This window comes from Dawidia soli (genome assembly GCF_018598185.1).
GTDB classification, from domain to species: Bacteria; Bacteroidota; Bacteroidia; order Cytophagales; family Cyclobacteriaceae; genus Ohtaekwangia; species Ohtaekwangia soli.
Genome location: NZ_JAHESC010000004.1, coordinates 1 through 25,573 on the forward strand (window position 1 = coordinate 1; position 25,573 = coordinate 25,573).

Annotated in this window: 18 protein-coding genes; 1 reads left to right on the top strand and 17 read right to left on the bottom strand. The window is 55.5% G+C overall.

All coding sequences use genetic code 11. The features are described 5' to 3' along the window. The 6 genes from KK078_RS03595 to KK078_RS03620 all read right to left on the bottom strand — a co-directional run. The coding region (locus KK078_RS03595) for a hypothetical protein (protein ID WP_254088876.1) at positions 1-654 on the bottom strand (654 nt) is incomplete at its 3' end. A 242-nt stretch (positions 655-896) separates the two neighbouring features. Beyond that, entirely contained in the window at positions 897-2,336 is a 1,440-nt protein-coding gene (locus KK078_RS03600; RefSeq protein WP_254088877.1) for an arabinose isomerase, read from the bottom strand. A 14-nt stretch (positions 2,337-2,350) separates the two neighbouring features. Then, positions 2,351-5,389 (bottom strand): glycosyl hydrolase, encoded by a 3,039-nt coding sequence (locus KK078_RS03605; RefSeq protein ID WP_254088878.1) that lies wholly within the window; start codon positions 5,387-5,389, stop codon positions 2,351-2,353. 17 nt (positions 5,390-5,406) lie between these two features. Then, a complete protein-coding gene (locus tag KK078_RS03610; protein ID WP_254088879.1) occupies positions 5,407-6,876 on the bottom strand; it encodes a hypothetical protein in 1,470 nt (489 codons plus the stop codon). Between the two features lie 25 nt (positions 6,877-6,901). Further along, complete coding sequence (locus tag KK078_RS03615; RefSeq protein ID WP_254088880.1) at positions 6,902-8,401, bottom strand: RagB/SusD family nutrient uptake outer membrane protein; 1,500 nt, start codon at positions 8,399-8,401, stop codon at positions 6,902-6,904. 18 nt (positions 8,402-8,419) lie between these two features. Next, positions 8,420-11,503, bottom strand: a complete 3,084-nt coding sequence (locus KK078_RS03620) for a SusC/RagA family TonB-linked outer membrane protein (RefSeq protein WP_254088881.1) — start codon at positions 11,501-11,503, stop codon at positions 8,420-8,422. Between the two features lie 254 nt (positions 11,504-11,757). Here KK078_RS03620 and KK078_RS03625 point away from each other — a divergent pair, with 254 nt between their 5' ends. After that, positions 11,758-12,669: an AraC family transcriptional regulator gene (locus tag KK078_RS03625; RefSeq protein WP_254088882.1), complete on the top strand. Its 912-nt coding sequence runs from the start codon at positions 11,758-11,760 to the stop codon at positions 12,667-12,669. Positions 12,670-12,877: 208 nt separating this feature from the next. Here the strand turns inward: KK078_RS03625 and KK078_RS03630 are convergent, their stop codons facing one another. The 11 genes from KK078_RS03630 to KK078_RS03680 form a co-directional block, all read right to left on the bottom strand. Next, entirely contained in the window at positions 12,878-13,888 is a 1,011-nt protein-coding gene (locus tag KK078_RS03630; protein ID WP_254088883.1) for a bifunctional 3-deoxy-7-phosphoheptulonate synthase/chorismate mutase, read from the bottom strand. Further along, positions 13,885-14,676 carry a tryptophan synthase subunit alpha gene (gene trpA, locus KK078_RS03635; RefSeq protein WP_254088884.1) on the bottom strand — a complete coding sequence of 264 codons (792 nt, stop codon included), beginning with the start codon at positions 14,674-14,676 and terminating at the stop codon, positions 13,885-13,887. The genes KK078_RS03630 and trpA overlap by 4 nt, the downstream gene beginning before the upstream one ends. A 55-nt stretch (positions 14,677-14,731) precedes the next feature. Then, positions 14,732-15,913 carry a tryptophan synthase subunit beta gene (gene trpB / locus KK078_RS03640; protein WP_254088885.1) on the bottom strand — a complete coding sequence of 394 codons (1,182 nt, stop codon included), beginning with the start codon at positions 15,911-15,913 and terminating at the stop codon, positions 14,732-14,734. Next, positions 15,910-16,539, bottom strand: a complete 630-nt coding sequence (locus KK078_RS03645) for a phosphoribosylanthranilate isomerase (RefSeq protein WP_254088886.1) — start codon at positions 16,537-16,539, stop codon at positions 15,910-15,912. Before KK078_RS03645 ends, trpB begins: the two co-directional genes overlap by 4 nt. 5 nt (positions 16,540-16,544) lie before the next feature. Continuing rightward, positions 16,545-17,348, bottom strand: a complete 804-nt coding sequence (gene trpC, locus KK078_RS03650) for an indole-3-glycerol phosphate synthase TrpC (RefSeq protein ID WP_254088887.1) — start codon at positions 17,346-17,348, stop codon at positions 16,545-16,547. 14 nt (positions 17,349-17,362) lie between these two features. Further along, positions 17,363-18,349, bottom strand: a complete 987-nt coding sequence (gene trpD / locus KK078_RS03655) for an anthranilate phosphoribosyltransferase (RefSeq protein WP_254088888.1) — start codon at positions 18,347-18,349, stop codon at positions 17,363-17,365. Between the two features lie 11 nt (positions 18,350-18,360). Continuing rightward, positions 18,361-18,927, bottom strand: a complete 567-nt coding sequence (locus tag KK078_RS03660; protein ID WP_254088889.1) for an anthranilate synthase component II — start codon at positions 18,925-18,927, stop codon at positions 18,361-18,363. A 25-nt stretch (positions 18,928-18,952) separates the two neighbouring features. Next, on the bottom strand, positions 18,953-20,350 hold the full coding sequence (locus KK078_RS03665; RefSeq protein ID WP_254088890.1) for an anthranilate synthase component I family protein: 1,398 nt from the start codon (positions 20,348-20,350) through the stop codon (positions 18,953-18,955). A 152-nt stretch (positions 20,351-20,502) separates the two neighbouring features. Next, positions 20,503-20,685: a 30S ribosomal protein THX gene (locus KK078_RS03670; protein WP_254088891.1), complete on the bottom strand. Its 183-nt coding sequence runs from the start codon at positions 20,683-20,685 to the stop codon at positions 20,503-20,505. A gap of 82 nt (positions 20,686-20,767) precedes the next feature. Then, the gene (locus KK078_RS03675) at positions 20,768-21,151 is read right to left on the bottom strand and encodes a hypothetical protein (RefSeq protein ID WP_254088892.1); all 384 of its coding nucleotides are present in this window, start codon (positions 21,149-21,151) and stop codon (positions 20,768-20,770) included. A gap of 597 nt (positions 21,152-21,748) precedes the next feature. Next, positions 21,749-25,462 carry a BamA/TamA family outer membrane protein gene (locus KK078_RS03680; RefSeq protein WP_254088893.1) on the bottom strand — a complete coding sequence of 1,238 codons (3,714 nt, stop codon included), beginning with the start codon at positions 25,460-25,462 and terminating at the stop codon, positions 21,749-21,751. Between the last annotated feature and the right edge of the window lie 111 nt (positions 25,463-25,573).

Here is a 25,573-nt window from a genome sequence, read left to right on the forward strand (position 1 = left end):
GCTGTAGTCCATGGCAATTTGTTTGCCGGGCGCGGATACGGAAATCGTGAGGCCGTTGTTCGTCTTGCTGTTCCAAAATTCGGAAGTGCTGCTGCGCACACCGTAGGTATCGCGCTTTTTGTTAAACAGGTAAAACCAGGCGAGTCCGCCGTAATCCTGGTAGGCGCCCTCCCAGGTGTTGATGCGGTCGAAGGTAAATACGGGCGAACCGATGTCTTCGGCCGTTACGGGCTTTGATGTTGTTCGGTCGATATCGAACCGGATATTGTCGTGGGTCACGGTGAACTTCCAGGTTTCCTGGATGGACAGGTCTTTGTCACCGTAGGCGATTCCATTCACGGTAACGGTATTGCCGGTCGTCGCCACGGAAGGTTCTGACGACAGTGACAACGTTGTGTACTGTGCGTTCCTTGTCCGAAGCATGGAGTAGACGCCGGCATTGTGCTGTATTACATGTTGCCCGTTGACGGTGAGCTGCGTCACAGTTGCCTTTTTATCATAGTCCAGCGTAAGGGAGAGTCTCCCGTTGCCAAACGTGACCTTCTTTGCAGCCGCGTCGTTCTTGATCGTGGGCTGTGCCAACACTGTACCACACACACCGATGCAGAACATCAACAGGATAAAACAACGCATCATCAAATTCCATTTTTTCATATACATATCCGATTTGTTACGCCCTTACAGGGCCTGCCTTCATTTTATACTACGGAACCCAGGCCTCCAGCCTGGGCTATTATATTACGCCCCATCAGGGCTATTCTGCATCTGGCGCGAGTCTCAGCCCCGCCTCGGGGCGAAGACTTGTGCCTATCACCGCGCCGGTCTCCAGACCGGCATATCACCCCAACCGATAACGCATGCACTACCCTACGGCTATACCATCCGCCATCCACACGCTAACAAACCTGGTTCACCTCAATATTGAGCAACGCCCCCAGCTTCTTTATTTTAGAGGCGATGTGCCCCACCCCCACCGCGCAATGATGCGCGGGACCATAATTATTCCAATCTTCCACAAACCTCCGGGCACCGATGGAAAATCGATAGCGACTATTGGTGTTGCCGATCTCCAAGATAGGACCCGGCACGGACTCCCCTTCTGCGCATAGCAGCATAAGGGTGCCGTCGGGTTTTTCCACCACCGACAGCAACGTAACCGCCCCGTGCTTTACCGACATCTCCACCGACAGGCCCTTGCCCACTTTGCCGTGGTATACATACAACGGTCGCACCTTGGTTTTACCCTCGGCGATCTGGATGTGACCGGGACCGTCATGGCCCATTAACACAATATCGTCGCGATAGTCCACGGCGTAATATTCCGTAAACGATCCGCCGACGTTAAACGAATCCATGATCTTCATGGCCTGCGCATTTTTCACTTCATACTCGCCGGCCACGGGAATGCCCCGCGCCGTAAGCAACGAATTGCCGAGAATGACCGAGCTCATGGTATCTTCGTTCGCGCCGTTGCCCGTGCCTTTGTGGTAATAGGCCATCGACCCGAGCTTATGTTTATCCACGAGTATATCCAGCGCAAGCGACGTCTTCGCGGCCCGCGCTAATTCTTCACCGGCACAATCGGCTTGCACGTCAAACGCTTCTTCAAAATACCGTACTCGTTCCGCAATCTGCGCGGCCGGCACATGCTCGCGTAGCGACGAAAGCTCATCTACCTCGATGATCTCGATGTGCCCGCCAAAGGTGGCGCAGTGCAGCGTCAGGTTGGAGTATATATCGAGCATACCACCATAATAATTTCCCATCAGCCCCAGGCGGTTATGGCTCATGATGTGTACCACGCGCGCGGCGTCTATCCAGTCGCCGATCTCGTTCCAGGCATGCGGATCGTCGTGCAGCATGCCGGTGACCTGGAAGAATAATATATCGGATCGCCGGAATACACTGGCAAGCTCCGGCACGGGACATGCCGAACAGTACGCCAGCCATTCGCCCGTCATCTTCGTCCGGTCTTTCAGGCCATTGAAGTGCTTGTAGTCGATCGATGCCTCCGGCGACAGGTTCAACACGATCACGGGCACTTTGGCCCGCTGCATGACCGGCAACACGGTGGACGACAGGGCATAGGTAGTGACGTATAAAAATATCACGTCGACATCTTCCCGCCTGAACCGGTGACCACAGGCTACAGCCTTCTCGGGCGTATCGACCAGGCCCAGGTTTACCACCTGCGCGCCATAGCCGGCCAGTTTGTTCTTTACAACGTCTACATAACCTTCCAGTCGCTCGCGCAGCCCCGGAAACTGGGACCAATAGGCTTCAAGCCCGATACCAAACAATCCCACTTTAAAGGGGTATTCCGTTTCTTCTATCATCTCAGCTTCAACTATTAAAAATGGTTTTGTTCCACCGTAACAGGCCCCAGCAGTCCGGACGTAAAAAGCGGGTCGTCTTTGCTATAATGCCTGAACGTACTGAAGGTATAGCGCCCGCTTGTCCTGTTCGTTTTGTTTACCAGCCACGCAGGCCATTGATCGTGCTGTATGCCATCGTCCGGCAGCTGCTCATCGCCGATCAGCCGGTTGGGCCACAGGTTCACGACGTCTATCGCCAGCGTGTTGCGTCCGTTTCGCACAACATCGCTGATGTCAACTTTCCACGGGGTTGTCCACACAGTCCCTACTTCCTTGCCATTCAGCCGAACCCGGGCCATGACGTGCACCTCCCCTAAGTTCAGAAACAATTTAGGGTCTTTATTCCATTTTGTGTTGACCGGCAGATCAAATGTTTTGGTATACACCGCAAGGCCTGAATAATACTTCACCCCCTTCTCCGGTCGCTGTGTCCAGTCCACCAACCGATCGAACTGCACCGCACCCGGCCCGCCCCACACCGTATCAAAGGAAACATGCCAGGGGCCTGAAAGCGTCGTGACAGCTGTTACCGTCGGAAAGTTCTTGCCCTTCGACACGCGTGTCGTGCTTCGCTTATCAAACACTATAAAATAACTCTGATAGGGTTCGAATTGCACCGGAACAAGGGTCTGATGTTCTTTTCGGGTATACTCCGGCAGGTCATAGGTCTTGCCGGTTACAGGATCCCACAAGGATGGCACACCGCTGTCTGTTCTGAACACAGCATCGGTCTGCACCCGTTTGTCGGTGCGGTTTGACACGAAGTAAATATCCCACGCTTCTGACGTACGGTGTGTATACCGTACGGCGTCGCCAGCGTTGAAATCCTCCGGTATACCCATCGCGTCTACGATCCGCGCGGTCACGTCATAGCGGGGGTACAGGTTGTCTGTTTCAGCATGTACGTTGCCACCCCAGACGATCTTTCCGTTGCCGTACCGGCGCTCGGTTTGTGTAGCGGGTATGGTGGTCGCGCCCCAAAGCTCCACCGCCAGGGATCTTACCGTGGCATCGCACTGCGGATAGCCCGATAACCCCGGCGCCCGGCGTGGCGGAGTTCCTACCACCGTCGCACCGGCTTCCACCAATGCCTTGATCTTTTGTAGCAACGCCGGGGTCATGGTTTCCCAGGCAGGAAGTACCAGCACGCGATAAGACGCGCCCCCGGGGAATATAACCTGATGATCTTTTACAACCGCACTGTAGAGTTGACCCGGCGAGCAGGCATCGAAATTATACCCCTTCCGATCGGGCATGAACGCATCGCCCGACAACGCCGACGCTGGCGCACGAAATACATGCGGTGCATTTTCGGGGGTGAGGTATAAAATATCTGCCACGGTCCTACCCTGCCGTAACATGTGCTGACAACGCGCCACGTACGTGTGATAGGCGTCGGCCAGTGGCCACCACGTTTGGTTCCGGTTCCACTGCACACCATATGGACCCATGGTCATGCCGGGCTTTAAGGTCTCCGCCAGGGGTTGGTGCTGAAAGGTATGGTAGTAGTATTTGTTGATGCCGGCAGCAAATGCCCAGTCGCCCTGGTTTTTCATGGACGCCGGATGTTGCCGCCAGCCATCCACCGCGGTAAAGGCTTCCGCCGCCACTACAGCCTGTCCGTTGACATGCGCCAGCGAGGCTGCCTGCAGGCAACTGAAGGCGGCGTTGTAGCCACCGGGACTCCAGAACTCGCACATGGGCACGTCCGCCACCGCGCCGAGCTCCAGGTCGGCTGTAGGATTCATATCATACGGCTCGATCGACAACCCCAGACCATGCCGGTGGCTATAGTGCTTCAGATGCTTCGCATGGTTCTCTACGATCAATTCCTGCGACGTTTGCCGCAGGTCCCACAAAAAGCGCTCGCTCACCTCCAGGCTCCCGACCACCTTGCCGGCATACACCGGGTAATATAACAACGGGTCATATCCGCGGCGTTTCTGAAACTCCGCCCGGAACCTGTCGCTCCAGTTCTGCGCGCCCATCTCCCAGCTGTCCATGTGCAGCATGGTCAATCCACCACGCGTGGACTTGCTTCGCGCACCGATCTTCTGCAGAAGCGCGCCGGTAAATGCCTGCAGGTGTTCATGGAGCGCCGTCGTGTCGAACTTGTCACACTCAAAGCCCAGCCCCGGCAAGGGTGCCGGGCGCGTAGCCGAGCCGTTATTGCGCCGGCCAAACCGCATCACCAGCCACTTGCCAGGCGGCGGCGTCCACGACAGTGTGCCGTCGGCCGCCATCTTGCCGGTAAGGTCTATGATCTGGCGCGTATCGATCGCCACACCGGCCGGCAGCATCGGGTACGTTGCCGGGGAGGACAGGTACTGTTTGACTCCTGCCTGCGAGGTATAGGGCGCACGATAATACAGAGCCTTTTCATCTACGTCTGCCAGCGTGTAGGCCGCCGGCGCCGGGAAGGCCAGCACGGCGACATCTTCATAAAAGTCCCGCCATTGCTTTTTCAATTCCGGTGTGAACACGTCTTCACCAAAAAACGGTCGCTTGGGCAGAGGTACCGGCAGTATGATCGGCTTCTTTGCGCTGCCGTCAACTTCCATGCTGCTGCTCACCAGGTGCTGCATAGACTGCGCTGGCGTTACCCAGGGCCCGCCACTGCCCGTCCAACCCGGACCGACACCCAACGTCATCTCGATGCCCAGGCGTTCGCATTCGTGCACCGCATGCGCAAACAAGGTCTTCCACTCCTCACTCAGAAAGTCGACCTTACCTCGCGGCACACCTACATTTACTTCCAGAAACAACACACTGCCGATGCCCTCCTGCTTCATCGACTCGAGGTCCGCCGTCATACCTTCTTTCGACAGGCTGCCGTCCATAAAATACCAGTATACACCCGGACGGGCATCGTCAGGCGGATGAAGGAACTGCGCACGCAACGTCTGTAGTGTTGTGGCCTGCTCCCGTGCATGAAACCCGAGCAGCAACACAACAAAAATAACAACAACGCCACCGGACAGGTAAAGCGACTTTTTATACGATGGTCGAATCATAGGTATACAGACACTGCTTACAATTCAACAACAGCCACTGAAAACGGCTCGAGTACAATTTTTCCACCTGTCACCTTCGCGCTGCCGGGGGGATTTTCGCCGGTGGTCACATCTACATAGCGGATCGTCGTCGCCGCCGTTGCTTGCGGCAGCGACATCTCCACACGCGTATTCTTCTTGTTGATCAGCAGCAAGCGTTTGCCATTTACACCGACGAACCCCTGTGCAGCAACACCCGGTACGTTTGAGTTCGTTTGCACCAGTTTGTCGCCCTTGTGGAAATGATCGATCAGCAGCTTTAATACCCAATACCGGGCATTCCCATTTCCATTTTCCCAGTTTACCATGCTCACATCCGGAAATTGCGTGGGATACCCCACCAACTGCGACTCGCCCACCACGTCGATGCCCATTTTTGTCAACTCCAGAAAAAGATGCGCATACAAGGCGCCGGCCAGGTTCCAGTAATGATTGTCGATCGGCCCCGACACTTCGGGACTACGCAAGATCACCCCCAGCTCGTTTATCATTGTAAAACACTGCGGCGCCAGCCGCTTGCGGATATTCTCAATATATCGCACACGGTCTAAAAAAGCATCTGCCTTTTCAAAGAATGTATACTGACACGCCTCCAGTGTTTGACCCTCGAACGAAGGCGACGAATAATGATGGTACGAGATTCCCTCTACGGTAACCCCGCGCGTATGGTTCCTGGCGTTCAGAAAATATTCAAAGTAAGCCGGGTTGCTGGTAGACGCCACCGATATACCGACAAACTTCGTTTCCGGAGAGATCTTTTTCAGCTCCGACACGATGGCATCGTACATGGCCGTATACAGCGGTGGCGGGATGTTGTGCTCCAGGTCCGGTTCGTTGAGCACCTCCCAGTACGGAATCTTGTAGTGATGTCCTGACCTGTGAACCTTTCCCAGCTCATCGGTAAACCCACCCTGGGTGTACCAGCGAAAAACCCGGCTATAGTAGTCCGTTAGTTCCTTCATGGAAGGGTCCCGAAGTTTTGTTCCCTGGTTGTAACGCCAGGTGGGCTTATAGGCATCTTGCGGATACGCTACTGGCTTATCGGTCTCCCACATCCAGGCGGGCGTTGTGCTGAAATTAATAACGACAGGATGCCCCTGGGTCGCCTCCATAACAGCATGCATCGTGCTGTCCAGGTACGTAAAGTCCCAGAACGTTTGTGTCTTCGTGGGCGGAGCCAGTTCGGCGACCGCCATTTTAGGATACGGAAACCACGGCACATACCGCAGGTAGTCAGCCTGCAAGTCTTTCAAGAGCGCAAATACTTGTTTGTGGATCGGCGAACCGGGCCGCACCATGGGGTTCTCCACCAGCTGTAGCGTGGGCGTCGTGTTGGACGTGAGCACGGTTTTGTCCCACGCGACGGTGACCGTAGGTTGTGCCTGGCTCACCACAGGCAGCAAAGCAATTGCCAGCAGTACCGGCAGCATAACGTTGTATGTTCTCATAACTTTTGGATTGATACCATGGGTACTAATTATAACCGGTATTTTGCGACAGCTTGGTATTAATCCGCCGCTCGTTGGCGGGAATCGGAAACAATACTTCGTAAGGACTAAACTGATAGTCGCCGGGTGTATAAGGTATACCTCCCCGATCCGTCGTGGGATTGCTTTTCTCAACCGCCGCATAGGCATTCAGAAACTCCGCCAGCGCCTCGGGCGTCTTCGTTCTTTTCAGGTCGAACCACCGGTGGTTTTCAAACGCAAGCTCTACCCGCCGCTCGTGCAGCACCGCCGCCCGGAACGACACTTCATCCAGCCCGCTCAGGTCGTCCAGGCCCGCGCGGTCGCGCACGGCGTTCAGGTAATCGTATGCCTCCTGCGTGGGGCCTTTTGCATCTTCGTTGATGGCTTCCGCCAGCATCAGCAGCACATCCGCGTAGCGCAACACAGGCCAGTTATCGTTCGTAACACCGCGAATGGTGTGCGGGTGATTGTATTTGTTGATAAACGGCACGGGTACCCATACGTCAGATTGATTATAGTATCCTTCTTTCAACGACGCATCTTTGCGTAGGTCGTCGGGCTCGTACGCCGCAATCATATCGCGCGACGGTATATTCCACCCGCCACCGTTTTGCCCGGGAAAATGGATGACCGATCCGTCCGAATACAACGGTGCAAACGTATAGATGAAATTGCTTCCCTCGCCTTGTGTATTGTCGCCCTGAAATTGTATCTCCCAGATCGACTCGGCATGGTTCTTATGTTGAGGATCAAAGACGTCAGCATAGTCCGTCAACAGTGAATAACCCAACGTCGTAACCCGGCGCAGCGTGGTAATCGCCGCACTGTACTCCTTGCGCGTCAGTTGTACCTTGCCCAGCAACGTCAGCGCCGCACCCTGGGTTGCCCGGCCTGCGCTGGCTGCATCATATGTCGCAGGCAGCGCGTCAATGGCAAAGCCGAGATCGCCGAGAACCAGCTCGTACACCTGATCGACCGGTTGCCGCTCGTATGCGTACGCTTCCGAAGGCGTCACCAACGGTTCGGTAATAATAATGACCTCGCCGAAATACTGCACCAGCAGAAAATAATAGTACGCGCGAATAAACCGCAGCTCGCCTTCGTATTGCTTTTTAAGCGCCGCATCAAAGGTTGCCGCCGGAAGCTTGGACAGTGTGGTATTGATATTTACCAGCGACAGGTAAATGCTGCTGTACAGGGTAGCGATGTTGAGTGTACCCGAGTTGACCTGCCAGAACTCCAGCGCCTCGGTATCGGGCCCCTGGCCGCGGTCGCCGGTATTAAAATGCAGCGTGGTGTTGTCCGTAATAAATTCGTTGTACAGCCACTGGCTGGAAATAATGCCCTGCAGCTGTCCGTAAACACCGTTTACGGCTTGCCGCGCCTGGGGTTCGGTTTTATAAAACCCTGACGCCACCAGCGTGGCCGGATCAGTCTTATTGAGAAAGTCGTCGCCGCATGCTACCAGGCAAAGCGTGACCACGATTACCACTATATTTTTCATATCGCTGAGATGGTTAGGTCATTGGAATTTGATGCTGGCCCCCACGGACAGCGTACGGGGCAAGGGATAGGCTTCTTCGTCAAACCCGGGTTGTGTACCTTCACGAATGTTTACCTCGGGGTTGCCACCGGGATAGTCGGAAATCAGGAACAGGTTGTCGGCATTCACAAACACGCGGATGCTGCTGAACACCGGGACTTTCGGAAGGGTATACCCGATGCTGACGCTCCGCACCCACAGGTGGCTGGCATCATGCACATAGCGTGAATTCGACTCACGCTCCCACTTCCAGGTGTTGGACGTGGGGCCGACTCCGTCGCCACGGTCGGTGTTGGAACGCCACCGGTTTACACCGGACTGCAGCACGTTAAACACACCGTCCATGTTCATGGTCGTGGACTCGATGTTGCGATACAGGTCGTAGTTTTGCGCGCCGGTAAAAAGGATGTTGACGTCAAAACCTTTGTAGTCGCCGCCCAGCGTCAGCCCCCAGGTGAAGTCCGGATTGGGGTTGCCGATCTCCACCATGTCGCGATCGTCCGATGCATAGGAGATCACCCCATCGTTATCCTTATCCAGGTACCGGTATACCCCGGGAATGGCACCATCTTGTGTCGGCGCCGCGGCAATCTCTTCTTCGGTATTAAAGATGCCCAGTACTTTATAGCCGGTAATGATACCAATCGGCCGCCCTACACGCGACACGCTGTGGCCATCGTAAAACCCTCCCTGCCAGATCGCATCGTTACCTCCGCGAATAGCGAGAACCTTATTCCGGTTAAACGAGATATTAAAACTGCCGCGCAGGTTGATTTCATTCACACGGGTCCGATAATCCAGTCCCAGCTCCAGGCCCTTATTTTCTACTTTACCAATGTTGGAGAATGCGTTGTTGAACCCGGCAATGGCAGGTATCTGCACCGACAACAGCATGTTGTCGGTGGTGCGATGGTAAAACTCGGCCAGCAACGTCAGCTTATTGTCAAATAACGACAGGTCCATGCCCACGTCGGTTTGCCGCGACTGCTCCCACCCCAGGTCGGCATTGGCAAACGACCCCAGTATCTTTCCGTTCGCCAGCGCATTGCCCAACACATAGTTGGAAGACACCATCGCGGCCAGGCTGGGGTAATTGCCGATGTTGTTGTTACCCGTCACACCAAAGCTTGCACGCAGCTTCAGGTCGGTAAGCCACGATAGCTTCGGCATAAACGATTCTTCGCTCACACGCCAGCCCACCGAAGCCGCCGGAAAGCTGCCCCACTTGCTGTTGATGCCAAAGCGCGAGCTGCCCTCACGACGAAAGGAACCCGAGAACAGATACTTGTCTTTATAGGAATAGTTCACCCGACCGAAGTACGCCAGCAAGCTCCAGCTGGCTTCGTCAGACGCTACGTCGCGTGTTTTGGCGGCATCGAGTATACGCACGATGTCGTCGGCAAAGGTATTGCCCGTACCTAGGATCGACTTCTCGGTATACTCCTGTGCGGTATACCCCGCCAGCACTTCCACAGAATGATCGCCCACGCGATGGGAATACGTCAACAGCTGGTCGGCCGCTACGTTGTTGGACTTGAAGTAGTCCTCCACCTTCGTGGCAGGCTGCGGCGGTGGCTGACTGAACCCGCCCCCTGCGAGCGTGGACGGCCTGAACTCCATGCGCTCGTTGTTGACAAGCGTGGCACTGACCGATGTCCTGAATTTAAAATGTTTCAGGAATGACAACTGCACATAGCCGTTCGTCAGGAGGTTGGTCTGTGTCAGGTGCCGGTCCATTTCATATAGCTCTTGCACCGGGTTGGCCGTGCCGAACACACCATTGGAGCCGCCGATATAGGCATTGAACGATCCGTCATCATTATATACCGGGTAGCGTGGGTCGGCCCACAATGCCCGGCCTACCAAGCCGTCGCGGTAGTTGGTGCTGGCATAACGCTCGGTAAAATTGGCGCCTGCAATGTTCCACCCCACGGAAATAAAGTCGTTGACGTTGCCTTCCATGTTGGCCCGCACGTTGTAACGCTTCAGGCCGGTCTTCAGAATAAGCCCTTCCTGGTTCAAATACCCCGCCGAGAGATAGGACCGGAACTTAGCCCCACCCACGGAAGCACCCATGGTATAGTTTTGAAACAGGGCGTTCTGGTTGGTAATCTCTTTCAGCCAGTTGGTAGAATACCGGGTCTGCTCGGGGTAGCGAAACGCTTCCGGAATTTCGGAGATATCGGGCTCGCGGTTCTCGTTGTAGCGGATCCGGTCGATAAAACTCTCCTTCTTGAATTGCGCGAACTCCACGCCGTTCATCATCTTGGTGCTGCGCGAGGCCGGCAGCGACTGGATGCCGGTGTTGATATCGAAGGTCAGGCTTACCTGGCCGGTCTTGGGCGACTTGGTGGTGATCAACACCACACCGTTCGAGCCACGGGCACCGTAGATGGCCGTAGACGCGGCGTCTTTCAGCACCGTAATACTTTCAATGTCGGAGGGATTGAGGCTTTGGCCGATGGCCGTGCCGACCGGAAAGCCATCGACCACATAAAGCGGCGCACTGCCGGCCCCCAGCGAGCCGACACCGCGAACGGTCACCTCCATTTCGGCACCCGGCCGCCCCTGCGTTTGCCGCACTTGTACACCGGGCGCCTGGCCCATCAGCAAACGTCCGGCATTGGCCGCCGGAGGATTGCCGAGTGTGCGCATGTCGATAACCGACACAGCCGACGTGATCTCTGCTTTGCGCGCGGTACCATACCCCACCACGACAACCTCTGTGAGCGTCTTCTCGTCTACCGGCAGACTAACGTCCAATACCGTTCTGCCGCCCACACGTACTTCGCGTGTAGCATAGCCGATGGCCGAAAAGACCAGCACGCTGTTGGCGTCTGGCACTTCAATCGCGTATTTGCCGTCGCTGTCGGTGGTGGCGCCGGCGGTAGTTCCTTTGATAATGATGTTGACACCGGGCATCGTCACAGCCGCGGTGGAGTCGCTCACGGTGCCGGTAACAATTACCTGCGCCTGGGCGGCAAACGGCAAATACAGCATCGCCGCCAGCATGAACGGCACACGGTGCTTCCATAGAATAGTCGGTAGAATTCTTATGTTCATAGGTAGATGGGTTTGTCCTTTTTGATTCCGACAATGCCGCTTTCGCCGGGCAGCGAAAAAGCATTACCGAAGCCGTTGCTACGAACGCCTTTTAGCATGCCGGATAATAAACATGCGGATGCTATGGTTTCAATCGTTATAAGTCTATAGCTTCATGCAATCGTTCGTAGTTTCACCTGTGTAAAGTGAGCGTAAAGCCGCCTTACAAAACATGAATATTTTGATTATCCATTTATCCTTTTTGCTTAACAGCCATGCCGGAGATTTACCGCAAATACCTGAACGACCCGGAAAACGGAACGGAAGACCAAAGCGATTGGGGCATTTCCGTGCTGACCGTGGGACACAACATTCACAAGGCTAATACACACTATCCCGACAAATCGCATCCGAATGCGTACTACTTCAATTGGGAGGAAGGTAGAACATTGAAAGAGTTTCAGCTGGTATATATCTCCAACGGGAATGGCGTTTTTGAATCGGCCTTGTCAGGCACAACCGTGGTGGAAGCCGGCACAGCCTTTCTCTTATTTCCGGGCGTATGGCATCGCTTTAAACCATCGGAAGAAACCGGGTGGGAAGAATTCTGGGTGGGCTACCGGGGCAGCTACGTGGACTATCTCATGGCACAACCGTGCTTCAAGCCCGCAGCCCCCTTCATTCAAATCGGCATGAGCGCTGAGCTGATGAGCGTATTCATCAAGCTCATCGAAACCGTAAAATACGAAGGCGTGGCCTACCGGCAGTTCTCATCGTGCCTCATCAGCCAGCTGCTCGCCATTGTATATGCATCGGCCATCAACAGCGACGCGCAACGCCAAAACCAAAACAAGATCATACACCAGGCACGCTTCCGGATACATGAAAACGTAGATAAGAATATCAACCTCGAACAGCTCGCCAAAGAGCTCGGCGTCAGCTATCCGTGGTTTAGACGGGTCTTCAAAGAAATCATGGGCGTATCGCCAGGCCAATACCACATCAACCTGCGCGTAGAGAAAGCCTGCACGCTTTTACTGGAAACGGATCTCACCGCCGCCGAAATCGCCTTCCACCTCGGCTTCGAATCGGAGTTTTATTTCTCCCGGATCTTCAAAAAGAAAGTCGGGCTCCCGCCCAAAAAGTATAAACTCAAATCAACAACACAAACACCCCCCAAGCCCTGAAAGGGCGCAACAAATCAGCCCAGGCTGAAGCGCCAGCGAAGGCCTGGGTAAACAACACAAACACCGCATCTGGCGCGAGTCTTCCGACCGAAGGGAGGGCGACTTGTGCCTACCACCGCGTCTGCCCCCTGGCGGATTACGCCGGTCTCCAGACCGGCATATCACCCCCACCCATGCTGAATGTCAAGCCCTTCGGCTATACTTGCCACTAAAACTCCCGCAACAACGCATGCGCCCTGCGCAGCTGTCCGATCAACCGTGCCGACTCTTCAAAGTCGAGTGTCTGCTGGCCGTCAGAAGCTGCCTTCTCGGGCTCCTGATGCGTTTCGTAGATCACACCATCCGCACCGGCCATAACCGTGGCCAACGCCACCGGTGCCACAAACTCGCGTATACCGATGCCGTGCGATGGGTCTGCCACCACGGGCAAATGTGTCTTTTCTTTCAGGATCGGAATAGCATTGATATCCATGGTATTTCGGCTCGCCTTCTCATACGTACGAATACCCCGCTCGCACAGGATCAGCTTCTCGTTACCGGCAGCAAATACATACTCAGCCGAATAGAGCAGCTCCTCAATAGTGCCCGATATACCGCGCTTGATCATGACGGCTTTGTCTACCTTACCCAACTCGTCCAACAAATTGAAGTTTTGGGTGTTGCGCGCACCGACCTGAAATACGTCTACATAGTCGTGCATCTCGGCAATCTGGCTTACCTGCATTACTTCGCTGATGATCTTGATGCCGGCCTTGCGCGCCTGCGCATACCACATCTTAAGCCCGTCTATACCCAGCCCCCGGAAAGCATACGGCGAGCTGCGCGGTTTAAATACACCACCGCGCATAATGCGCACACCGTTGCCGACCAGGTGCTCAATGACACCTTGCACTTGCGCTTCGTTTTCGATCGAGCATGGTCCGGCCATCACGGCAAGTGAACCGTCGCCGATCACTACGCCATCGCCCAGGTCGACGACCGTCTTCCCGACTTTCCACTTGCGTGACACGAGCTTATAGTCGTCGGACACGCGGTGGATGTCGGCAATGCCTTTCAGGTGGCCCAACCGACGGATGTCAAATTCGGCTTTTCCGATGCCAATGATATAGTGACCCCGTTGGGTGGTAACTTCAGTGTGTTTATAGCCCAGGTCCTTTACCTGCTGCAGAATGGTTTCCTTTTCGGGCGTGGTGACGGTGGATGTCAGTTGGATGATCATACGCGTGAGGGTTGTTTGATGCCTTCGATAAACTGGCGAATATCGGCTTGCAGGTTGGTTGACGACTTGAGCAAATTGATAAAGGCGCTGCCGATGATGGCCCCCGCGCCGTGCGCCGCCGCGCGGCTGAAGGTATCGCGGTTGGAAATACCAAAGCCGATCAGGAACGGATTGCTCAGCTTCATCTTATTGAGCTTATCGAAATAGGCCAGTTGATCGCTGGTAAAGTCGCTCTTAGCCCCGGTGGTGCTGGACGCCGCCACGGCATAGATAAAGCCTTCGGTAACAGCATCGATGCGGCGAATGCGCTCGTCGGACGTTGTAGGCGAAATAAGGAACGTGTTGCAAAGATTGTTCTGCTCGAACAGCGCTTTGTACTCCTCCTCATATTCATATACAGGCATGTCGGGCAGAATGAGTCCGTCGACACCCGCCTGGGCGGCATCGACGATAAACTTCTCGACACCGTATTGCATAACCGGGTTGAGATAGCCCATCAGGATAATGGGAATATTGACTCCCTTCCGGCGGATGGTCGCCACCTGCTCCAGCAGCAGCTTTACGTTCATGCCGTTGTCGAGCGCTACTTTGTTGCTTTGCTGGATCGTCGGCCCATCGGCTACCGGGTCGGAGAACGGTATACCGATCTCGATAATGTCGGTGCCGGCGGCAGCCAACGCTTCGGCAATGGGTACCGTGTCGTGCAGCGCCGGAAAGCCGGCGGTATAAAATACGTTGAGTATATCTTTTTTCGTGGTGGCGAACAGGGAGGTGATGCGGTTTTTCATGGTAGTGGTTGTGGTTGCGTTGGATGGAAGTGAAACATGGAGTGTACAGCGGGCACTAGTACTTACCCCATCGGATATAGGTCTCCAGATCTTTATCACCCCGTCCCGATAGGTTCACCACCACAACATCGTCGGAAGCAAACTCAAACTGCTTCAGGGCCGCCAGCGCGTGCGCCGACTCGATGGCCGGAATGATACCCTCCAGGCGGCCCAGCTCGATGCCGGCCTTCATCGCTTCGTCATCGGTCGCGCTGACAAACTTCACGCGGCCCACGTCAAACAAATGCGCATGCATAGGGCCGATGCCGGGATAGTCCAGACCGGCAGAGATGGAATACGGCTCGATAACCTGGCCGTCTTCGGTCTGCATCAGCAAGGTCTTGCTGCCATGCAATACACCGGGTTTGCCCAGCGCGGTCGTGGCCGCGGACTCACCGGAATGAATACCATGGCCCGCGGCCTCTACCGCCACCAGGTTTACATGCTCGTCGTTCAGGTAATGATAGAACGCCCCGGCGGCGTTAGAGCCACCGCCGACACAGGCGAACACATAGTCCGGAAATGGATTGCCCACAGCTTCCTCCAGCTGCTTGCGCATCTCTTCGCTGATGACGGACTGGAACCGGGCCACCATGTCCGGATACGGGTGCGGGCCTACCACCGAGCCGATGATATAGTGTGTGTCCGTGGGGTTATTGATCCAGTGACGCATGGCCTCGTTGGTGGCATCTTTCAACGTCTTGCTACCGCTGGTAGCAGGCACCACGGTGGCACCGAGAATACGCATGCGCTCTACGTTCGGACGCTGGCGTGCCATGTCCACCTCGCCCATGTATACAATACACTCCATGCCCATCAGGGCACATACCGTAGCGGTAGCCACACCGTGCTGACCGGCGCCGGTCTCGGCTATGATCTTTTGTTTGCCCAGGTGTTTCGCGACCAGGATCTGCCCGATAGTATTGTTTACCTTGTGCGCACCGGTGTGGCACAGGTCTTCGCGTTTGAGGTACACATGCGCGTTGCACGCTTCCGACAAGCGCTTGGCGTGGTAGAGCGGCGTGGGACGGCCCACGTAATTGCGCAGCAGGTCGTCGAACTCGCGGCGGAAGTCCTCCTGCTGCAGAATGTCCAGGTACCGGGTGCGCAGTTCCTCTACGTTGGGATAAAGCATTTCCGGAATATAGGCTCCGCCGAAGCGGCCGTAGTAACCGCGGTTGTCTACTGCATATTTCATAATCTGCTGTTTTTTTTCAGTTCTTGTATCAATCCAATATCCTTTTGGCCGGGCGCTGTTTCCACCCCGCTGTTTACATCCAGTGCATACAGGTTCAGGCCTTCCAGCGCCAGGGCCGCGCCCACATTCGCCGGCGTCAGACCACCGCTGAGAAAGAACGGCACCTGTTGATCATAGCGGCGCAGCACCGACCAGTCAAACGTCTGCGCGTTGCCACCGTATAGTTTCCCCTTCGTGTCGAAGAGGAAATAGTCGGCTGCCTCCCGGTAAGGACCGGTGCTGGTGAAATCAAAGTCGTCGCCGACGGAAAACACTTTGATCACTTCCAGGCCCGCGGCCCGCACTTGCCGGCATACCTCCACCGACTCGTGCCCATGCAGTTGCAGCGCATTCAACCCCACCCGCGCGGCAGTTGCCAGCATCGTCTCGGCAGTGGCATTCACAAACACGCCTACCTTCTTAATCTCCGCCGGAAAACCCGCGGGTAATACAAACCCCTCTCCGACAAAGCGCGGCGACTTCTCGTAAAAGATAAACCCCATGTAGGCTGGGCAAAGGGCCGCCACCTGCAGGATGTTATCGGCATCGCGCATGCCACATACCTTGAGTTGTGTGGTCGGGCTCATGGTGTTCAGGCGCGGGCCGTTAATTGTTCTATAAATTCCAGCGCCGCCTTTTCGGGCCGGCTGTGTTTCATAAAGTTCTCGCCCATCAGAAAGCCTTCATACCCCACTTCCCGCAGAATGCTGATCGTCTCCGGCGAGGAGATGCCACTCTCCGACACCTTCACCACCGACGAGGGGATCATCGGCGCCAGGCGCCGGGAGACTTCAATACTTACCTCGAACGTTTTGAGGTTACGGTTGTTGACACCGATCATGTCTGCGCCTACCTCCAGGTTTTGCTGCAGCTCGGCCTCGTCGTGCACTTCCAGCAACACCTCCAGGCCCAGCGAGTGGGCCAGGTCTGCGAATGCTTTCGACTGCAACGGCGTCAGCACGGCGGCGATGAGCAGAATAGCATCGGCTCCGATCGACTTGGCTTCGAGGATCTGATACTCGTCTATCGTAAAGTCTTTGCGGATGATGGGACAGAAGTTAAACCGACGGGCCAGCGTCAGGTCTTCGTTCGCCCCACCGAAGAAGGGTTTATCGGTCAACACCGACAACGCCGAGGCTCCCGCCTGCATATAACCGATCGTAGTACGCTCTACCGGTGCATGGGCATTGATAACGCCCTTGGACGGCGACTTGCGTTTAAACTCGGCAATGATGCCCGACAGGTCGGGACGCTGTATATACTTGCGCATCGACACCGGCGTAGAACCAAAGTACAGGCTCTTTTCCAACAGCCGCACGGGATACAGCTCCTTACGCTCGGCTACTTCGAGTCGCTTTTCGGCGATGATCTTATCGAGAATATTCGGGGTACTCATAGTATTCGCGGTCGTTACGGGGTTACTAATTTTTTAAAAGACGCCAGGGCTTTGCCCGACTTCAACGCTTCGGCTGCACGGTCCAGTGCTGCGGGCAGACCTGCTGCCTGGTTCGCGGCATAGAGTGCCATGCCGGCGTTGGCCGTCACCACCGCATGCTGCGCAGCGGTGCCCTTGCCTTCCAGCACACGCATAAATACCTGCGCGGCTTCTTCTACCGTGTCGCCCCCTTTCAGGTCGGCAACCGTTAAGCGTGGCAAACCTAAGTCCGCCGGCGACCCTACACGCTCGCCACGGTTGGAGAAGTATTTGAAGTCGCCGGTAAGCGAGATCTCATCATACCCATCCAGCGAATGCAGGATCACAAACTGCTTGTCGGTGTTCTGATACAGGTACCCATACTGGCGTGCCAGCTCGAGACTAAACACACCCACCAGCTGACGCGTCGGGAACGCCGGGTTGACCATCGGGCCGAGCATATTGAAGAAGGTCTTCACGCCAAGCTCCTTGCGTATGGGCGCCACGTTCTTCATGGCCGGGTGGAACAGCGGCGCGTGCATGAAGCAGATATTGGCGCGGTCCAGGCTTTGTTTGAGTGTATCGATGTCGTTGGTGAACTTGTAACCGAAGTACTCCAGCAGGTTCGATGAACCGCTGACCGACGACACGCCGTAGTTGCCGTGCTTGGCCACGGGCTGCCCCGCCGCCGCGACCACAAACGACGACAGGGTCGAGATATTAAAGGTGTTCTTGCTATCGCCGCCGGTGCCGCAGACGTCGATCACCGGTGCGTCGAATTTCACCGGCAGGCAAAGCTCCAGCATGGCGTCGCGAAAACCCTGCAGCTCGTCTACGGTAATGTTGCGCATCATATATACCGTCATAAAGGCAGCGATCTGGCTGAGGTTATACTGGCCCGACGTCAGGTCTATCAGCACCTGGTGGGCGGTTTCCCGGGTAAGCGACCGGTGGTCGATCAGTTCGGTAAGGATATGTTTCATCGCTGTCGGGATTAATGTTTTAACCAGTTTTCGATCATCTTCGGTCCCTCCGGGGTCATGATCGACTCGGGGTGGAATTGTACCCCGCGCACGTCGTAGCGCGCGTGGCGCAACGCCATGACCAGGCCTTCGTTGTTCACGGCGGTGATCTTCAGGTCGGGCGTAAAGCTTTCGGGCATGACCGCCCACGAGTGATAGTGCGTGGCCTGGAAGACCGGCGACACACCGCGGAACATATACTCGTCCGTTTCCTTCACTTCCACCTGCGAGGTGACGCCGTGCAGTACGCGGGGTATGTTGTACAGGTGGGCGCCATAGACTTCGCCGATGCCCTGGTGGCCGAGGCATACGCCCAGGATACTTTTCGAACGGCCGTATTCGCGGATGACATCTTTCATAATGCCGGCTTCGTCGGGTATACCCGGACCGGGCGACAACAGGATCTTGTCATACTGTTTGACCGCCTCTACCGAGATCTTGTCATTGCGTACGATGTCGACCGCATACTTCAGCTCGCGAATGATGTGTACGAGGTTGTACGTGAACGAGTCGTAATTATCGAGTACCAGTAATTTCATTTCCGTAATTTCTTAGCGTGTTACATCATATCTTTTCAGCCATCAGCACAGCTTTGCGCAGGGCCGTCAGTTTATTGTTTACCTCTTGTAATTCGCTTTCCGCCTGCGACTTCGACACCACACCGGCGCCAGCCTGGTAGATCAGGTTGTTGTCCTGGCTCAGGAACGTGCGGATCATGATGGCGTGGTTGAACGAACCGTCAAAGCCCATAAAACCAATGGCCCCGCCGTAATAGCCGCGGTTGCCGTGCTCATATTGGTTGATCAGCGACATGGCCATGTGCTTGGGCGCTCCCGACAGGGTACCGGCCGGAAAGGTGTCCGCCGCCATACGGATGATCGACGCGCCGGGCGCCAGCGTACCCGTTACTTTCGACACCAGGTGTATGACGTGCGAGTAATATTGGATCTCTTTGAACACCTCCACCGTTACCTGCGAAGCGTTGCGGCTCATGTCGTTGCGGGCCAGGTCAACGAGCATGACGTGCTCGGCATTTTCTTTTTCGTCGGCCGCCAGGCGCTCGGCAATGGCCGCATCTTCCTGGTCGTTGCCCGAACGGCGGAAGGTACCGGCGATGGGGTATATATGGGCTTTGCCCGACTTTACCTGCAGCTGCGCCTCGGGCGATGAGCCCATCAGCTTAAAGTTGCCGTAGTCGAAGTAAAACAGGTACGGCGACGGGTTGATGGAACGCAGCGCGCGGTATACGTTAAACTCATCGCCTTTAAACCCGCACTGGAAGCGGCGCGACAGCACGATCTGGAATACATCGCCGCGGTAGCAGTGCTCCTTTCCCTTCTCCACTACTTTCAGGAATTCTTCATCGGTGAAGTTGGATTCCTCCCCGTTGACCAGCGAGAACTTATAGGTAGAGAAGCGGCTGCTGAAGATGATCTGCTCGATGCGGTCAAGCGTCGAGCTGGGTTGCTGATACGCGTGCTCGAAGAGGCTGAGCTCGTTGGAGAAGTGATCGACGACGATGATATACCGGTAGAATTTATACAGGATATCCGGAATCGTACGGGCTTCGTCGCGGCCTACGTGGATGTCTTCATAGAATCGCACGGCATCGTATGCCATATACCCGAAGAGGCCCGCGTTGGGATACTTGGTGCTGACAGACGGGTCTACATCGAAGGTGTTGCGGAATTCCTCCAGCTGTTGAATGACATTGTCGCGGCCGGCATCGTGTTGTTTGACGGTGCCGTCCGGGTATTGCACCTGGATGCGGCCCTGGTGTACCTGGAAGGAAGCGATGGGGTCGCAGCAGATGAACGATAGGCTGTTCTCGTGCCCGTGGTAATCGGAGCTTTCGAGCAGGATGCTGCCGGCGAACACATCGCGCAGCTTGAGGTAAATGTTTACCGGCGTGAGCGTGTCGGCCAGTAATTTCTTTGCGTACGTAGTGAGGTTATATTTCATAATCGGCAGAAAAAAAAGAAGGCCTGCTGTGTGAACAGCAGGCCTTCGGCGTTATGGTATCTACATAGTTTGGCTGCTCACATATCGTGTTTAGATATATGCCACCACCAAGCTATGTTGTTAAATTTCTTCATGTTATTCTATAGGCAATCCTATTCCGCTTTTTTCTTGGCGGCAGTTCTTTTAGGTTTTGCAGCAGCGTCAGACGCCACAGCGGCCGATTTTTTAGAAGCGACTCTTTTGATACGCGCTTTGATGGCTTCCTTGTTTCTGGAAACACCAAAGGAACCCTTTGTACGTTTACCTTTTGCAGTTTTTTTATCTCCTCTTCCCATTATTGTGAGCTTGTTTGGCTTATTTGGTCGGCAATGATAATAAAGTCCGACAGGATTCCAAAATGGAAGAAGGATTTTTGAATTATTCTTTGTCCTCGTCCTCAATTTTGAGGAGGGAATCGATCAGGCGGTTCACCGAGTCCTGGAAGTCATTCACACCGGTCTCGGGCACCTTGTTCGCAGGGCCGCCTTTTTCGGGTGCCCGCTCGATCATCCGGTCGATCTGTGCCTCCGGCACCGACATGACCGTCGCCCCCGGATAGAAGTTCCGGAGCCGCACCAGGATCTCAAACCCCTTGATCTCGGCCTCCGAAAAGATGATCAGGTCGGGCTGGTCATCGGTCAGAGAGAACTCTTCCGTATGAAAGCCGCGCACTACATAACCCTCCATTTCCAGGTTACTTTTGATATCCTGGTTCTGAAGTTTTTTGCCCACTAACCAAACCGTTTTTGTTACCGTTTCCATGTGCTTTATTCTTTGAACTACCGGCATATACGGCAAACGACATGCCACCGGTTTTGAAATCTCTTGACTTTTAACTAAATGCCTCTTTACGGATTAAAAAAACGATTGTTGGGCCTTAGCCATTTTAAGATGTTTTTAAGGTCGTGTGTCCGCAAACGGGGGTGCAAATGCATATTTACGGATGGATCAGCGTCCGGGCTTCGGGCTAAAAGAGGGCTTTCAGGGGGATTACCCGTATCATACCCGTATCAAAGCCCTACATTACCCGTATCAAAGCCCTATCAAAGCCGTACCGAAGCTGTGCTTAAGTGTTGAAAACGCTATTTTGGAAGGGGATTTCCACTTCCCGATTTGAGAAAACTTCCCTTTAAAGCACGACAGTCTTAGAGCGCATTTGTTGATGCTGGGCTGGTTCTGGCGCCGGTCTTTAGCCCGCTTCGGGCGGAGACCGGTGCCACGTATGGTGCCGGTCTCCTGACCGGCGGGCCAGGTGCGGGCACTATCTATGCTTCGCAACTTTTTCAATAAGGTATCCCTGGCTTTGCTATAAGGATGGATATATATGCCTATAAGTACGTTATCGCTTTGGGATAAAGTTTAAAATAAGAACCCCAACCGCAGATACACCATATTCCCATCCTTGCTGAACGCCATCTCCGTAGACAACACCGCCAGGTTGAACGGCGTGAACCAGATCCCGCCGCCGGCGCCCTTATGCCATACAGACGAAGTGCCGTCGGTCGTGCTGGGATCCTTGCCGGTGGAATCTTTATACCACACGCGGCCGATGTCGTAGAAGCCGTTGATCCCGAACGACGCGGGGAACAGGTAGGAACGGAAGCTGGCCAGCTTCAGGCGCACCTCGTTGTTACTGTAAAAGTCGCGATCGCCGTAGAAACGGGTCTTGCGATAACCGCGCAGCTCCGTGCGACCGTCAAGGATCTGCGCCTGGTAGATCTCGTAGTTGCCGGTGTTGATCCCCCCTCCTACACGCAACGCGAACGTAACACGGGCCGGGATGCGGAAGGACTGATAGAACGACAGCGTAGCATTGTGCGACGTGAAGTTGTGCGCGTTCGCTTCGATGCCTTTCATAAACACCGACGACTCCGTCAGCAATACACCCCGCGTAGTCACCACCGGGTTGTCGCGTTTATCGATGCCCCACTGCACACGCCCGCCGACAAACTGCTTATCTACTTCAAACAGCGGCTCGTCCAGTGTCTTGGCATATTCGCTGATAAAACGCGGAGTCTGTTTGGGGGCTTCGATCTCCGTACGCTGATACGCCGGGCCGATGCGAAAGTAGCCGATCGATCCCAACGGCCGCGTGAGCAGGGCCTGGAGCTCGACTTGCTGCAAGCGGAGGCGATAAAAATCGATCGGGTTGTTCAGATCCTGATCCGCCACGATGGGGTTGTCGTCGATGTCGTCGTCGTAAACGGACTCGTTACCCCAGCCAAAGAAGTTGTTGACAAAGTTCGGGGCCTTCACGTCAAAGTCCAGCGCGATACCCCACTTGCCGAACACTTGCTGAAAACGCCCGTCATACCGGAAGTTATAGGAGCCCGTAAGGGGCGCATAGCTCGCCAGGAAGATGTGCTGGCTGGCATACGGCAGCTTGCGGAAGCCATGCGTGGTGAACAGGAAACCACCCCCGATAAACAACCCGTCGTCATAGTTATAGTTACCCGTCACAAGCGGCGCCAGGCGCGGATAACGAAAAGCCTTACGATCATACAGGTTCACGGCCGGGTTATACGACCGCGCATCGTCCAGGTCCTTACGCGCGCCAAAGGTCATGCCCGACACCAGGTCGTAGGCCTTGTGTGCTTTCAGCAACCCGCCGACCGAAGCGGTGCTCGTCACAGAGTCCTGACCGTCGCCGCCGATGATCCGGACCAGTATACCGCCCTTGCCCTCGCCGCGCAGGTCGAACACATCGTCGCCGCCCTGACCAAAGAGCCTTACTTCCTTGGTCTCGCCCCGCAGGAAGAGGCGGTCGTAGAGTTTATCCGTACGCTCGCCATCCTTGTTGATCTTATACACGTTCACCTGCACGTCGCCGTCGGGCCGGTGCTCCACATCAAAGTACTCGCGCTTGTCGGAGCCGGCCACGTCTACTTCCTTCGCCAGGAATTTATAGTGCGCCAGCGCATACTCCGGCAAGCGATCGCGACGCGCCTTCATCTTGCGCGCGATCTCCACGCCGTGCAGTGCATAGATCGAGGGCGGGAATTGTTTCACCGCTGAGTCGATCACCGCGTCGGTCAGCTGCTGCTGCAGCTTCCGGGCTTCCGCGATCCACTCGGCCGAAGTAGTCTCATTCAAAAAGCTCCGGTCGAAATAGCGGCCGTTGAACATAAAGCCCGGCACCCAGTTTACTTCTTCGCGGAAGCCTTCAAATTTCGGCAACGCCCAGCGGCGGCTCCAGACCTTCGCCAGCGCACCGTCGCTGGCAAAGAAAGCCTGGTCGCGGTCGCGGGGTATAGGGCGGTAGATCTCCGCCTTCTTCTCCTTGAACTGCGCCCAGCGCCATTGGTCGTCGTGACGGTCCCAGTCGCCGATGACAAGGTCGAACAGACGCGAGTGCATCACAAATTCCTGGTCCACCACGTTGTCGTTGTCTTTGGCCAGGCGGCCCAACAGCTTGTCGTAGCTGATGATCTTATCGGCGTTACCGAAATGTGGCTTGTCTTTAGCCTCTCCTTCCGGGCGTTCTTCAAACAGTGCCAGCGTGTTGGCGAATTCCTTGCGGTATATCCCCAGGCGAGGGTCGTCGGGTATATAGACCAGCTCGGGATGGGTATGGTATACGCCGGCGGCCCTGGCCAGCGGTGCAATGATGAGCGCACCATACGGGTGCGAGGCTGAGATCTGATCTTGTACCAGGTCCTGCGCAAATGTGTTCTGCAGCATTTCGGGCACGGCCTTCGCCGGGAATTTCTCCACCGAGCGCAATGTATATTGTTCGCCTTTCGAATTCTCCAGGCGCAGGGAAAGCGTTTGCATGCCGCCACCCTTTTGTACGATCGTCAGGCCACCGGCCTTGGTGCCGATGTCGAACACGGGCACGTCGAGGTCTTGCTTCCATTCGGCACGGTAGTTCTCGCCGAGCATCTTTTTCTTGAACCTGCCGGCCTCGTACTGATCGCTGGCATGTACCCGTACCGTTTTAGAGAAGTCGGGCAGGTTGCCGGCGTCCGCTGTGAGTGCCGCCGGAGGGGCAGGCACATCGATGTGGTATACCGGGGCCTGCTGGCCGGTCTGGTAATAGTCTACCGCGGCCGCGCCGTTGTCGAGGACGTCGACCTTGACAAAGCCCAGGTGGGGAGAGACAAATTGAGCGTAGCCCTTCTTTTTAACATTAGTAGCCTTGGAGCCGGCACCGCTCACAATATAATGCACGCTGTCTTTCCGGCTATACTGTAAATTGTGGTCGTGGCCGCTGACATACAGCGTGTTCGGATACTTTTCCAGCAACGCCGACAGCAGGCGGACGTAGCGTTTGTAATAGGGGTGCGCAGTGTCCTGGATGTTGCCGAACACCTTGCGGTACAGCGGGTACAACGATCCCACCACCGGCATAGGTATATACAGGCTGTGGTTCAGATCGTACAGGGGAAACAGGTGGTCTTTCCAGGTAAAGACACCGCCGTGCTCGCCATAGGTATACAACGGGTGGTGCGCTGCTACTAGGATACGTTTGTGCTGGTTTCGTAAAAATATGTCTTCCAGGCTGACCAGTACCTCTTCCGGGCGTTTGGCGGCGCAGGGACTGTCGTCGCCGGAAGGCTTATCCCAGGGGTGGAGGAACCACTGCGAGTCGATGATGACCAGCGTTACCCGGTCGTTGATCGCTATTTCCACGGGCCCGGGGCAGCCGTCCTGGGGGACGAAATGCACGGCCGGGTTATGCAGAGAGTCGATCCAGGCTTGCTGGTGCAGGAGCTGCTCCCAGCCGGCGCTGCGACCGCGCTTCCAGTCGTGGTTGCCGGGTATGAAGTACATCGTCGCGTTGAAACCGTCCAGCAGGCCGATCTGGTCGCGCAGGATCTTTTCGGCTCTTTCGCGGGCGCCGTCGTTTACATCCGGCATGCCTTTGGGATATACATTGTCGCCCAGGAAAATGGCTGTGGCGGGTACCGAGGGGTCATGGTGCGTTTGTAGCAGTTCCTGCAGGCCGTTGCCGGAAATGGTCGGCTCGCCGGCATCGCCGATAAGGTAAAAGCTTGCCTTTTTTTGCTGGGCAAACGCGCCCGGAAGCAAGGAGAGCGATAGAATGGAAAAAAGAAGGAGACGTTTTATCATAAACTATACAAATCGTGCGTTGAATTGTACGTGGTATACCTGCCGGGTTTCGATTATCATCGCCCTTATCGTGCTGATAATCTGATATTTTTCAGGCATCAAACTAAACAC